The organism is Brevibacillus massiliensis, assembly GCF_000311785.1.
GTDB lineage: Bacteria > Bacillota > Bacilli > Brevibacillales > Brevibacillaceae > Brevibacillus_C > Brevibacillus_C massiliensis.
Map to the genome: position 1 here is coordinate 257,728 of NZ_HE978535.1, position 12,328 is coordinate 270,055.

Here is a 12,328-nt window from a genome sequence, read left to right on the forward strand (position 1 = left end):
TACAGCAGAGGAGGCGGACTGAATGAAACAGACCTATCGGATTGGCTACGAACTCGTCGGGAAACGCGAACTTTTGGCACGGCTGGGGCTAAGCGAATGCGTTCTGGTGGAACATCGCCCGCTGTCCCCCGATTCGTCCGTCCTGCCGGAAGAGATACCGCCGGAAGAGGAGAGGCACGCCATTCTCGTCCGGTTTCAACACCGGCCAGGGGAGTGGATTACCTTTACCGGTTTGTATGAGATCGTCGATCGGGAGCCGATTCCCTGGATCAATTCGCCACTGGAATACCACTTGTACGGAACGGAGCTGCTGCCGGCCAATATCCGCCGGGAGAAGGCTCCGCAAGCACGGATACCGGCACGGACCAAACTGCAGGTAGCCGCGATCAGGGCGGAGACAGTGTTTGTCACCGTTCCCGGACACCCCTCCCGCCGGTATGAAATGTCGCTCGCGCACGCCCGCTTTGCCAAGGATTTTCCCACCGAGCTGGAACTGAAGCTGCAGGTGTATGCGTTCCCGCCCCGGCAGGACGTACTCGTCGGGTGGCTCTTGGACGAAGGGCGCAAGAGCGGTTTTATCACCGGCATGAGCGGAGAGCGCCTGGAGAGGTCCGCGTTTGAAGTATGGGACAGCCTGCGCAAGGAGTACGGCATCAGCGTGAGCGCCGCCCTGATCGCCATCAAACAGGCGCTGCTCGTGCTGGACCGCGCCGGCCTGCAGCTGGAATTTCCCCAGCCGTCCCAAGGCCTGTCCGACTTGTCGCTGACGACTGAAGCCGAGCGCGACGCGTTTTACTCGTATCACGCCGTCCGTTCCGCCATTGCGGCCGTCGCCGCACTGCTGACGACAGATCCGCGCGACCCGCTGCAGGACCTGCTGCTCTTGGACGTAATGCTGGAACAGCAGGTAAACAGGAAAAGAGACTGACTGCCGGGCCCGGGCTGGATGCCCGGGCGCAGGCGCCTGTTTCCGCCGGTGAACGGTTCCCCCGGACAAGCGGGAATACATGATGGATGCCATTTCGTATTCGGATGCATTTCTGGCGGCGACCGCCATGTATTGATCGCATTGGCGGCAGCATTTGGACTGCAAAATGTCAAGCAGCGCGAAACGGTTCGTCTGACGATGCTAAGCGATGAACGTACAAGAAAAGCAGCGGCAGTGCAGGACTTTGTATTCAAGTTCCGGCACGCCGCTGCTTCTTTTTTGAGGCAGTCCTCCACTTTATGGATAATGCCCCCTTTGTCGTAAAAAAAGGGCTTGGCACAGCCGCTGAAAACACCCCGCTGCATTATTTTTTTAAACATTCCAACAGCGATTTGTGGTATGATGAAAGCGGTTGGAAAGCGCTTACAAACGTTTGCTGCAAGGGGGCAAATAGCAGTATGAACCACGTTGATTCTGAGGTTTGCGCCGTACGTGTTCCGCTCCATCTCAAACAATTTGTGGTCGAACAGGATTACGACCGCTACACCCCGATCGATCAAGCGGTCTGGCGCTATGTCATGCGCCAAAACAGCCATTACCTCGGCAGCCGGGCCCATCAGGTGTACCTGGACGGCCTGCGGCAATCGGGAATTGACGTCGAGCGAATTCCCAAAATCGATGAGATGAACGCATGTCTGTCGGAAATAGGTTGGGGAGCGGTGACGATTGACGGATTTATCCCCGCTGTTGCCTTTTTTGATTTTCAGGCACACAATATTTTGCCGATTGCCTGCGACATCAGACAATACGATCATATCGCCTACACGCCGGCTCCGGACATCATTCACGAAGCGGCAGGACACGCGCCGATCATAAAAGATGAGAAGTACCGGACATACCTGAAGATCTTTGGCGAAATCGGCTCCAAGGCCATCTTTTCCCATGAGGATTACGAAGTGTACGAAGCGACGCGCCTGCTTTCCATCGTGAAGGAAGATCCGCTGGCGACAGAGGAACAAATCGCCCGCGCCGAGCAGAATCTGCAAGAAAAAACGGCCGCAGTCACAGAGGTATCCGAAGCGGCTAAGCTGGCTCGCCTCTATTGGTGGACGGTTGAATACGGCTTGATTGGAGATCTCAAGCAGCCGCAGATTTACGGTGCCGGCCTGCTCTCGTCGGTAGGGGAGAGCATCAGCTGCATGCGGGATGATGTCAAAAAGCTGCCGTTTTCCTTGCAGGCATGCATTGAGACCGACTTCGATATCACCAAGCCGCAGCCGCAGCTGTTTGTCTGCAGGAGCTTTGATGAATTGATTGAAGCGGTGAAGGAGTTTGCCCGGACGATGGCTGTCTCCGTCGGCGGGACGGAGAGCCTGGTCAAGGCAATGAAGATGAAGCAGCCCGCAACCGCAGTCTTCAGTTCGGGCCTGCAGGTGAGCGGGATCATCTCGGAGCTTGTGTACGATCATGACGGAGAGGCGGTTTATCTCAAGACGGACGGAGCCACCGCCCTGGCTGTCAAAGGGCGTCAGCTGCCCGGCCACGGCAAGGAGTACCACAGTGAGGGGTTCGGTTCGCCGATCGGACGGCTTGCCGGCGAGTCGACGCCGCTGGAGCAGATGACTGATGCACAGCTGGCAGGTCACGGCATCGTCACCGGGGAACAGGTGACGCTGAGCTTCGCTTCGGGCGTAAAGGTCAGCGGAGAGGTAACCTACCTTCTGCGGGAAGACAGCCTGCTGGTTTTGATCGGTTTCGACAACTGTACCGTTACCTATGGCGGCGACGTGCTGTTCCGGTCGGAGTGGGGAACGTATGACATGGCAGTAGGGGAGATGATCGTCTCCGTATTTGCCGGGGCTGCCGATCGGGAGCAGTATGAGACAGGAGTGCAACAGCCGTCCCAGGTGAAAACACGGCGGCCGGTCTACACAGCCGGGGCAAAACGGCTGCACAAACTGTACCAGGGCGTGCGTGATCTGCGCGAGCAGCCGCCGGAGTCGGAAGTACTGGCGCTTGAACTGCAGCGAATCCTGGAAGTCCTGGATCAGAACGATCCGGATGACTGGCTGCTGCGGCTCGAGCTGTTGGAGCTGCTCACTGCCCATGGGCTGCTGCCTGATCAGCGGCGTCAGCTTCGGCAGCGTTTGACAGAAATCGGGAATCGGCAGCCGGAATTAAACCCGCTGATCCAGGGCGGTCTGGCGCTCGTAGAGGTTGAATGAGAATACTGGCGGCAACTCGGGCGTACCTTTTGTACAAAGAGGTACGCCTTGAAATTGTAACAGGTTTCCCGCAAACGGGATTCCGTTCGCTTCGTTGTTGCTCTACAATGGAAAAAGACAAGACTGTTACAAGTAACAGGAGGGGCTATGGCTGCGAATCTAACTCTTTTCCTCTCATTCAGTGCCGGGTTCTTATCTTTTATTTCTCCCTGTTGCCTGCCTTTGTATCCGTCCTTTCTATCGTATATTACCGGGGTTACAATGGATGAAATCAAGCAGGGGAGAACGATATTCCGCCGGGAGGCACTGCTGCATACGCTGTTCTTTATCCTTGGATTTTCGATTGTATTCTTGGCGCTGGGACTTTCTACTTCCTGGCTGGGCAGCTTTTTTTCCAACCAGAGGGACCTGATTCGCATGCTTGGCGGCATTCTGCTGGTCGTCATGGGGTTGGTCATGCTGGACGTGTTTAAGCTGAGCTGGATGATGCGCACGTGGAAGGTGGACATAAAGAATCGGCCGCTGGGGTATACTGGGTCTGTACTGGTCGGGATTACCTATGCAGCCGGTTGGTCCCCCTGTGTCGGACCGATTTTGACCGGGATCATTGCGCTTGGAATGAGTGACCCTGCCCGGGCGCTAAACTACACGCTCGCTTATACGCTGGGTTTTGCGATTCCGTTTTTTCTGATGACGTTCTTCATCAGCCGCGTCCGCTGGATCGCCAAGTACTCGGAGCGGTTGATGAAAGTGGGCGGCGCTTTGATGGTGCTGTTTGGTATCCTGCTCTACACGGACCAGTTGACGGTGATCACGATCTATTTGCAAAAATTGTGGGTGCCCGCACTGTAGAAGTGGAGGAGTGTCATGAAACGATTTTTGTTGATCCTGGTGATTTTTGGTCTGGCGGGTTTCGCCATCTACAACAACATTCAGGCACAGAGCAGCGCAGCGATGCAAAAACCGCAAGTCGGCTACAACGCGCCCCACTTTACGCTCAAGGGCTTGGATGACCAGACATACCAGGTAACCGGGCCGCGAGACAAGCCTTTGGTGATCAATTTTTGGGCATCGTGGTGCGGTCCCTGCAAGATGGAGGCCCCTGACCTCGAGAAGCTTTACGGGACGTACAAGGATCAGGTGGATTTTTACGCGATCAATATTACGAAGAGCGACAAGCTTGATTCTGCCAAGCAGTTCGTCAGCCAGTTTAAGCTGACGATGCCGATCCTGTTGGATACCGATGCAAAGGTGTCTGATACGTACCAGGTCAAAGCGATTCCCACCACCTTTCTCGTCGACAAACAGGGAGTCATCCGCAGGTCGATCATCGGGATGGTCGATGCGGGAAGTTTTGAGCAAGAACTGAAGAAAATCGTGACGAAATAGGATGAACGGTCCATGATGAACGGACCGTTTTTCTTTTTGCCTGCAGGAATCTCCTGTTTCTTGACAAAATATCCAAGAAACATTCATTGAAATTGATATCCGACTCTTTTTGAATAGTAGCTAGGGAGGGAGAAGACTCGATGAATATTTTGCATACGAAACAAAAATGGGTGTTTTTACTGCTCTCCGCCAGCATCACGTTGACGGCCGGGTTCGCCTGGGCTGCTTCGGATGACCGCACGGATCCATCCGAGAGGGCACTGGCAGCAGAGGCGGCTCAGTCTTCCGGGCAGGCCCAGGCGGCGAACACGGCCGATTCAGCCAAGCAGGGCGCTGAAGCGGCGGACACGGCCGATCCAGCCAAGCAGAGCGCTGAAGCGGCGGATGCAGCCGGAACCGGGAATCAGAACCAGAAGACAGAAACGACCGGTTCGACTGGCCAAGGATCGCAGACAGCTTCCAACGGAGCCTCTTCCAACCAGTCGGCTGCGCCCTCCGGCACCATAACGGTAGACGATGCGATCAAACAGGCGCTGGAAAACAACAGCGACTTGAAAGCGATGCGGATTGACGTCGATACGGCAGACACCAACGCCCGGTTGGTCAATGCCAAGGTACGCGATATTCCTGCCGATTTTGTCACTACGCTGGACGCGGCACAGCAGAAATACGTGAACAATGCCAAGGCCCAAAGCGCGAAGGAAGTAAACAAATACGCGCTCAAGGCAGCCGAAAGCAAGACGAAGCTGGGCGCGCAAAAAGCGTACTACGACCTGCTGAGCGCCCAGGCTGACGTCGAATTGAAGCAGAAAAGTCTGGACCGTGCCAAAGAACAGGTCAGAATGGCCCAGGCGGCATTCCAGGTGGGAACGAAAGCCAAAACAGACGTGCTGCAGGCGGAAGCGGCACAAGCCACTGCTGAAGCGGCTTTGGCTGGCGCGAAGAGCACGTTGGAACAAAACCGACTGAAGTTCAATCAGTTCATCGGCGCCGATCTGGATAAACAGTGGAACCTGAAAGAAGACGCCCTCAATCAGGCGGACATTACACCTCTGAACAAGGCTATAGAGCTTGCCCTGCAGCAGCGGGCGGAGATCATGCAGAGCCAAGAGGAAATCAAAGTGGCGGAATTGAACATCGACCTGATTCGCAAATACTCGTCGATCGCTACCTATCAAGGCGAGATGAGCCAAAACGATCTGGAGAAAGCCAAGCTGAACCTGGAACAGACCAAGAAGCAGATAACAGTAGACGTTTCAGTGGCTTACAACAATCTCAATGCGGCCAAATCAGCTGTTGAGGCCTACAAAAAAGCGCTGGACGCCTCTACGGAAAATTACCGTCTCGTGAAGCTGCGCTTTCAAAATGGCTTGTCGACCATCGTGGACGTGATCCAAGCCGAGGAAACGCTGAGAAACAGTGAAAATCAGTACCAGGCGGGTATCCATAACTACAACATTGCCCTTGCCAACTACAACAACGTCATGGGCAACTAACGTCATCCAAGGCTCTTCCCAACGGGGGAAGGGCTTTTTTCGTTATTTTTGTCATACTTTCTCCACATATGATGAGGAAAGTATGCCCAGGTTCTATTACAATAGTAACCGTAGAGGGCAGCGGAACGGGTTGTAAGGATTGACGGGAAATACGCACAAGCAGGCGACTGCGCATCTCAAATGATCAGGCGCGTATCAGGCAATACTACAACTACATAAGCAAGATCTGGGGGTGAGGGCGAATCTTAGTGATGAAGTATAATTTTTGAACAAAATGTGAAATTTACAGGAAAAGCAAGATGTCAGGCTGTAAACATTGACAAACTTATACTGAATCACAATAATAAATAAAGCGGCTGGCTCACGCTTTGTCGTGTAAAGTTGTGGAAGAAATTGTTTTTGCGCAAAACTATTTCTGCTTTATAATGGTTAACGTGTGAAAAAACGGAAAGACTTGGTAACTTTATTATCTACTAACCTCTTTCAGAGGGAGAGATAAAGAAGTTGTAGCCATCCATGTTGAGAAGAAAAGCAGAGAAAGTGGGGTAAGTTTTATGTCCAATCGTCGATGGCAACATGTATGGCGTCTACTACCTCTTCTTGTGGTATTGACGCTCTTACTCACGGGGTGTGGTGATCCCTATCTGTCCGCGTTAACTCCTTCAGGACCAGTGGCAGATCAACAATTATCACTGATGAAAATCAGTATTGGAGTCATGGTTTTTGTCTTTGTTGTTGTCATGATTATCTTTACTTACGTCTTGGTTCGCTACCGCAAACGCCCGGGCCAAGAAGGGATTCCGAAACAGGTGGAAGGAAGTCACACGCTGGAAATCATTTGGACTACAATTCCGATTATCTTGCTGATTGTCATTGCAATACCTACTGTTTCCACCACCTTCGCTCTGGCAAAGAATTACTGGGACGATCCGGATGCGATAAAAGTGAAGGTAACAGCACATCAGTTCTGGTGGGAGTTTGAGTATCCGGATTTGGGAGTCGCTACCGCCCAAGATCTGCACATTCCGGTTGGGAAGAAAATCGCTCTTCAAATTTCGTCTAAAGACGTTATTCACTCGTTCTGGGTTCCAGCGCTTGCCGGCAAGATGGATGCCAACCCGGGCAACATAAACCAATTTTGGCTGCAAGCCGACAAACCGGGCGTGTTTAAAGGGAAGTGCGCAGAGCTCTGCGGTTATTCTCACGCTTTGATGGACTTTAAAGTCATTGCTGAAGATCAAGCTGCTTTTGACAAGTGGATCGCAGGGATGAAGGCTGCTGAAAGCGCTCAAGCGCCAACTTCAAATCAGTTGGGGCAGCAAGTGTACGCTCAAAACTGCTTGGCGTGCCACGCTATCGGCAACCAAGGAGGAAAAGTTGGTCCAAACCTGACTGATTTTGGCAATCGTCAAACAATCGCTGGTTACTTAGACCATAATGCAGATGAACTGAAACGCTGGATTTCCAATCCGGATGAGATCAAGGCAGGAGCGAAGGTAAAAATGCCTGCATTTGGCGACAAGCTGAAGCCGGAAGAAATGGACGCACTAGTCGATTACTTGATGGGCTTAAAGGTAGCCCAATAAACGCAGCTGGCGTTTCTATAGCATTCATTTTATAAGGAGGTAAGACCGTGGGACATTCTCATGCGCCTAAGAAAAAAGGCTTATTGATGGATTACCTGACAACCGTCGACCACAAGAAAATCGGGATTTTGTACTTTGTTGCCGGTGGTATTTTCTTCCTGCTCGGCGGTCTCGAAGCGCTTTTATTACGGATTCAGTTAATCGTTCCCAATAATACTTTTCTCAACGGGGCAACTTTTAACGAAATCATGACAATGCACGGAACTACGATGATCTTTCTGGCCGCAATGCCACTCTTATTTGGGTTGATGAATGCGGTACTTCCGCTCCAAATCGGCGCGCGTGACGTTGCCTTCCCGTTCTTAAACTCGCTTGGTTTCTGGATGTTCTTCTTCGGGGGAGTGCTGGTAAACTGTAGTTGGTTTTTAGGCGGCTCGCCTGACGCAGGTTGGACTGCTTATCCTCCGCTATCCGTCTCTTTCAGTGGATTTAGCCTTGACTTTTACGCTCTTGGTTTACAGATTGCCGGTATAGGTACACTGATCGGGGGTATCAACTTCCTGGCGACGATTGTTAACATGCGCGCACCGGGAATGACGTTTATGCGCATGCCGCTGTTCACCTGGACATCGTTCGTTACGTCGGCGTTGATTCTGTTTGCTTTCCCGGCAGTTACCGTCGGGTTGGTTCTGTTGTCATTCGACCGTTTGTTCTCTGCCAACTTCTTTAACGTTGCAAACGGCGGTAACGAAATCATATGGCAGCACTTATTCTGGATCTTTGGTCATCCTGAAGTATACATCTTGATTCTGCCTGCTTTCGGGGTTATCTCCGACGTAATCAGCACCTTCTCCAAAAAGCGTTTATTCGGATACAGCTCGATGGTCTTTGCAACCGTCTTGATCGGTTTCCTCGGTTTTATGGTGTGGGCTCACCACATGTTCACCGTAGGGATGGGGCCTGTGGCTAATGCCCTGTTCGGGATTTCCACCATGTTGATCGCCATTCCAACCGGTATCAAGATCTTTAACTGGCTGTTTACCATGTGGGGCGGACAAATTCGCTTTACTACGGCGAACCTGTGGGCTGTCGGCTTTATCCCCACCTTCGTGATCGGCGGGATGACCGGTGTCATGCTTGCAGCGCCGGCAGCTGACTATCAGTACCATGATACTTACTTCGTCGTTGCTCACTTCCACTACGTAATCGTCGGTGGGATGGTGTTTGGAATTTTTTCGGGTCTGTACTACTGGTGGCCGAAAATGTTTGGCCGCATGCTGAACGAGACCTTGGGTAAATGGAATTTCTGGTTCTTCTTTATCGGGTTCCACCTGACGTTCTTCCCGCAGCACTTCTTGGGCCTGATGGGGATGCAGCGCCGGATCTTTACCTTCTTTCCAAACCAAGGATTGGATTTCGGCAACCTGATCAGTACGATCGGTGCTTTCGGAATGACCATCGGAACGATTATCTTCTTGATTAACATTGCCGTTACCAATTCGAAGCCGAAAAATGCTCCTGCGGATCCATGGGACGGACGTACACTGGAATGGGCTGTACCATCTCCGCCGCCTGAATACAACTTTAAGCAGACGCCGCAAGTTCGTGGCTACGATGCATTATGGGTAGAAAAGATGGCGGGTAACAAGGGAATGATACCGGCAGAACCGCTTGGCCATATCCACATGCCTTCCGGTTCGATCCTGCCGTTCATCATGAGTGTCGGTCTGTTTATCGCTTCGTTCGGCCTGATGTATGAAAAAGTTCCGGTTGCGATCATTGGGGCTTTAATAACGTTGTTCTGTATGCTGTTACGCTCCTTGATCGACGATCCCGGATACCATATCGACCCGACTGAAGAAAAGGGGGTTGAGGCATAATGAGTGCAAACCATGCCTTGCATACTGAACTTCCAGCCGAACCGGAAAAAGCGACCCTTGAAGGCAGAAACAAGATTCTTGCGTTCTGGTTCTTTCTCGGCGGAGAATCTGTACTGTTCGGTTCCTTGTTTGCTACGTTTATTGCTTTGCGCGATAAGGCAAACGGCGGTCCTACCGGAGTGGAATTATTTTCCTTGCCGCTTGTTGCAGCGGCAACCATGCTCTTGTTAACAAGCAGCTTGACCAGCGTTATGTCCATTTTGGCCATGCACAAGAAGAACGTATCGCAAATGGTCTTTTGGCTTGTTATTACTGCCTTGTTGGGTCTCGGGTTCTTGGGCTTGGAAATGTATGAGTTCTACGAGTATGTTCATGAAGGGCATACCTTAAGGAGCAGCGCATTTGGTTCTGCTTTCTACACGCTGGTAGGCTTCCACGGCGCACACGTGGCCTTTGGATTGTTATGGCTGTTTGCGCTGTTGGCAATGACCGGGAAAAAAGGCCTGACCGTCGTTACAGCACCCAAGTATTTTGTCTTTAGCTTGTACTGGCACTTCGTTGACTTGGTGTGGGTGTTCATTTTCACCGTTGTTTATCTGATGGGGAAGGTGGGAGTATAAATGACCGACACGCATTCCGGCGCAAATCGGAAGGAAGAAAAACACGTGCCTTCGCAACACAGTTCTCGTAACCACCTGATTACTTTTGGACTTTCAATCATTTTGACGGCGATCGCCTTTGCTGCCGTTGCAATGGAGCAAGTGGATGTTAAATCAGTGGTACCATTCATCTTTCTCCTGGCATTGATTCAAGCAGGCTTCCAACTCTTTGTTTGGATGCACTTGGATCAAAAAGGACATCAGTTCCAAAGAATCTTTATGGCTGCTGGTGCTTTTGTTGCGCTTCTCACTATCGTAACGTTTGTGTTCTGGATTTGGTGGTAAGGTTTCGCAGGCGGCTTGTAACAAAGCCGCCTGTCTTTTCTCCATTGATGGGAGGTACTCATCGTGATGAACAGTCTTCTCAGTCCAGCGGTGCTGCTGTTGACTGTGCTATTGGCCGTCTTGTACTTTGCAGCAGTGGGGCCGTTTGGCAGACGAACTGCCGGAGCTGAACCGACAAGCCTCAAGAAACAGACACTTTTCGTCATCGGCTTGCTGCTTTTATACCTGGGATATGGGCCTGGAAACCACTACGCACAGACGTTTTTCAGCGTGTACGTAACCCAGCAGGCGATCGTGAACATCGTCACGCCGATCTTCTTTTTGCTGGGACTTCCGACCTGGCTGGTTCGTTCGGTGTTTCGTACGAAATCGTCCCGTCTGCTACTGAGAGTGGTTACCTTTCCGCCTATTGCAATGGTACTGTTTGACTCGCTCTTTTCGCTTTTCCACTTACCGTCAGTATTTGACAGTTTGGCGGAAAATGGGCATCTTTACGAAATTTCCCGTATATTTTTGTTACTTGCCGCATGTTGCATGTGGTGGCCTATTTTCACACCCGTGAAAGAATGGCGGCTTACCGACATACAGAAAATTGGCTATCTGGTTGTCAGCGGCCTGCTGCTGTTCCCGATCAGTATGTTTCTCTTATTTGCTGATGCACCGCTGTTTACGGCGTACCAGACCATTCCAGAACTCTATCCCGGATACACAGCACTTGATGACCAGCAACTGGGTGCGATCATTTTGAAAGTATGTCAAATTGCAACCTACGCAGCTGTGTTTTTTTCGGTATTCACTAGCTGGTACCGGAAAGAGGACAGCTTGAAAGCCACGGACGCTGTCGATCCTGCTGCGTCCAAAGCGGCAGCCTCGATGCCGCAGCATCGCCCATAATGTAAGAAAACGATGATCAAGGCGAGCCCATAAGGATGCGGACAAGCCTTGATCTGTCCATACATAGAAGCAGCTTCCTTGCAGATGAAAACGGAGGAGGGCCAAGATGAATCTAGCAGAACTAATGCCGTTAATGAGTACGTCTTGTATCGTCATCAGCGCTTGCCTTGTCGCGATCGGATGGTATTTGATCCGCCGAGGGAAACGAGATCAACATAAAACCGTCATGATTTGGGCTTCCATTTTTGCCGTATTGTTTTTCATCATTTACGTCTCCAAGACGATTTTTGTCGGGACGGCTCTGTTCGGCGGGCCGCCCAGTTTGAAGCCGGCCTATACTGTCTTTTTGCTGTTTCATACTACACTTGCCACCGTTGCGGCCGTTATGGGTCTGTACACCCTCTACCTCGGCTTTAAAGGACGGTATCAACGCCATAAAAAAATGGGTCCCTGGACCGCCGTTATCTGGTTTTTCACCGCGATAACCGGGGCTGCGGTCTACTCCCTGCTGTACGTCATCTACCCGCATACGGACAAGGCTGGCTTGATTGAAGGGCTGTTCGGCTGGTAGGCAGTGGGGTCCGAGATATTCGGGCGTTTCTTGGAGCTTTTTATTTTTAATTTCATTCTTTTGTGGTAATATTAGATGAGAGCGTAAAAAAAGCCGCAGGTGTTCCAGCACCTGCGGTTTATACAATAGACGTTCCCACTAGGGGCGGCTCATAGTTCATCGATGAAGTAGATCACTGAGTTTGGGGCTCAAGGGTGATCTACTTCTTTTTATGGAACGACAGTATAGCTACGATCAACAGACCGAACGTGAGCATCAAAGTTAATGCCTCGAATACTGTCATTGGCTCACCCCCTTTCTATCGGGGATGAGCCGACCACCCTTGAGGAGCCATTCTATTGTACAAGCTATATTATACTTTAAACATTCTCATTTGAGGGTGTTTTTTTCCTTTTCATGATCTTGAATCCGGCGG

12 protein-coding genes are annotated in these 12,328 nt (G+C 51.4%); 11 read left to right on the plus strand and 1 reads right to left on the minus strand.

Annotated features, from left to right (window positions below):
* The first annotated feature begins 22 nt into the window (after positions 1-22).
* The 11 genes from HGBM_RS01330 to HGBM_RS01385 all read left to right on the plus strand — a co-directional run bounded on the left by HGBM_RS01330 (position 23) and on the right by HGBM_RS01385 (position 11,913).
* A complete protein-coding gene (locus HGBM_RS01330) occupies positions 23-928 on the plus strand; it encodes a hypothetical protein (RefSeq protein ID WP_019119305.1) in 906 nt (301 codons plus the stop codon).
* Positions 929-1,386: 458 nt separating this feature from the next.
* Complete coding sequence (locus tag HGBM_RS01340) at positions 1,387-3,153, plus strand: aromatic amino acid hydroxylase (protein WP_026074118.1); 1,767 nt, start codon at positions 1,387-1,389, stop codon at positions 3,151-3,153.
* A 147-nt stretch (positions 3,154-3,300) separates the two neighbouring features.
* A complete protein-coding gene (locus HGBM_RS01345) occupies positions 3,301-4,005 on the plus strand; it encodes a cytochrome c biogenesis CcdA family protein (protein ID WP_026074119.1) in 705 nt (234 codons plus the stop codon).
* 15 nt (positions 4,006-4,020) lie between these two features.
* Entirely contained in the window at positions 4,021-4,542 is a 522-nt protein-coding gene (locus tag HGBM_RS01350) for a TlpA family protein disulfide reductase (protein WP_019119309.1), read from the plus strand.
* A gap of 140 nt (positions 4,543-4,682) precedes the next feature.
* The gene (locus tag HGBM_RS01355; RefSeq protein ID WP_019119310.1) at positions 4,683-6,038 is read left to right on the plus strand and encodes a TolC family protein; all 1,356 of its coding nucleotides are present in this window, start codon (positions 4,683-4,685) and stop codon (positions 6,036-6,038) included.
* A 554-nt stretch (positions 6,039-6,592) separates the two neighbouring features.
* Positions 6,593-7,624 (plus strand): cytochrome c oxidase subunit II, encoded by a 1,032-nt coding sequence (coxB, locus tag HGBM_RS01360; RefSeq protein WP_026074120.1) that lies wholly within the window; start codon positions 6,593-6,595, stop codon positions 7,622-7,624.
* 86 nt (positions 7,625-7,710) lie between these two features.
* Complete coding sequence (gene ctaD / locus HGBM_RS01365) at positions 7,711-9,504, plus strand: cytochrome c oxidase subunit I (RefSeq protein WP_051029581.1); 1,794 nt, start codon at positions 7,711-7,713, stop codon at positions 9,502-9,504.
* On the plus strand, positions 9,504-10,124 hold the full coding sequence (locus HGBM_RS01370) for a cytochrome c oxidase subunit 3 (protein WP_019119313.1): 621 nt from the start codon (positions 9,504-9,506) through the stop codon (positions 10,122-10,124). Before ctaD ends, HGBM_RS01370 begins: the two co-directional genes overlap by 1 nt.
* On the plus strand, positions 10,125-10,448 hold the full coding sequence (locus tag HGBM_RS01375) for a cytochrome C oxidase subunit IV family protein (RefSeq protein WP_019119314.1): 324 nt from the start codon (positions 10,125-10,127) through the stop codon (positions 10,446-10,448).
* A 66-nt stretch (positions 10,449-10,514) separates the two neighbouring features.
* On the plus strand, positions 10,515-11,342 hold the full coding sequence (locus HGBM_RS01380) for a cytochrome c oxidase assembly protein (protein WP_019119315.1): 828 nt from the start codon (positions 10,515-10,517) through the stop codon (positions 11,340-11,342).
* 106 nt (positions 11,343-11,448) lie between these two features.
* Positions 11,449-11,913 carry a DUF420 domain-containing protein gene (locus HGBM_RS01385; RefSeq protein ID WP_026074121.1) on the plus strand — a complete coding sequence of 155 codons (465 nt, stop codon included), beginning with the start codon at positions 11,449-11,451 and terminating at the stop codon, positions 11,911-11,913.
* Positions 11,914-12,112: 199 nt separating this feature from the next.
* On the opposite strand, the gene HGBM_RS32355 is transcribed toward HGBM_RS01385, so the two are convergent.
* Positions 12,113-12,196: a putative holin-like toxin gene (locus HGBM_RS32355; RefSeq protein ID WP_222705641.1), complete on the minus strand. Its 84-nt coding sequence runs from the start codon at positions 12,194-12,196 to the stop codon at positions 12,113-12,115.
* Positions 12,197-12,328 lie beyond the last annotated feature (132 nt).

Excerpts from the sequence above, each read along its gene's own strand:
- HGBM_RS01330 (WP_019119305.1), top strand. The coding sequence starts at position 23 with ATGAAACAGACCTATCGGATTGGCTACGAACTCGTCGGGAAACGCGAA.
- HGBM_RS01340 (WP_026074118.1), top strand. The coding sequence starts at position 1,387 with ATGAACCACGTTGATTCTGAGGTTTGCGCCGTACGTGTTCCGCTCCAT.
- HGBM_RS01345 (WP_026074119.1), top strand. The coding sequence starts at position 3,301 with ATGGCTGCGAATCTAACTCTTTTCCTCTCATTCAGTGCCGGGTTCTTA.
- HGBM_RS01350 (WP_019119309.1), top strand. The coding sequence starts at position 4,021 with ATGAAACGATTTTTGTTGATCCTGGTGATTTTTGGTCTGGCGGGTTTC.
- HGBM_RS01355 (WP_019119310.1), top strand. The coding sequence starts at position 4,683 with ATGAATATTTTGCATACGAAACAAAAATGGGTGTTTTTACTGCTCTCC.
- coxB (WP_026074120.1), top strand. The coding sequence starts at position 6,593 with ATGTCCAATCGTCGATGGCAACATGTATGGCGTCTACTACCTCTTCTT.
- ctaD (WP_051029581.1), top strand. The coding sequence starts at position 7,711 with ATGGATTACCTGACAACCGTCGACCACAAGAAAATCGGGATTTTGTAC.
- HGBM_RS01370 (WP_019119313.1), top strand. The coding sequence starts at position 9,504 with ATGAGTGCAAACCATGCCTTGCATACTGAACTTCCAGCCGAACCGGAA.
- HGBM_RS01375 (WP_019119314.1), top strand. The coding sequence starts at position 10,125 with ATGACCGACACGCATTCCGGCGCAAATCGGAAGGAAGAAAAACACGTG.
- HGBM_RS01380 (WP_019119315.1), top strand. The coding sequence starts at position 10,515 with ATGAACAGTCTTCTCAGTCCAGCGGTGCTGCTGTTGACTGTGCTATTG.
- HGBM_RS01385 (WP_026074121.1), top strand. The coding sequence starts at position 11,449 with ATGAATCTAGCAGAACTAATGCCGTTAATGAGTACGTCTTGTATCGTC.
- HGBM_RS32355 (WP_222705641.1), bottom strand. The coding sequence starts at position 12,196 with ATGACAGTATTCGAGGCATTAACTTTGATGCTCACGTTCGGTCTGTTG.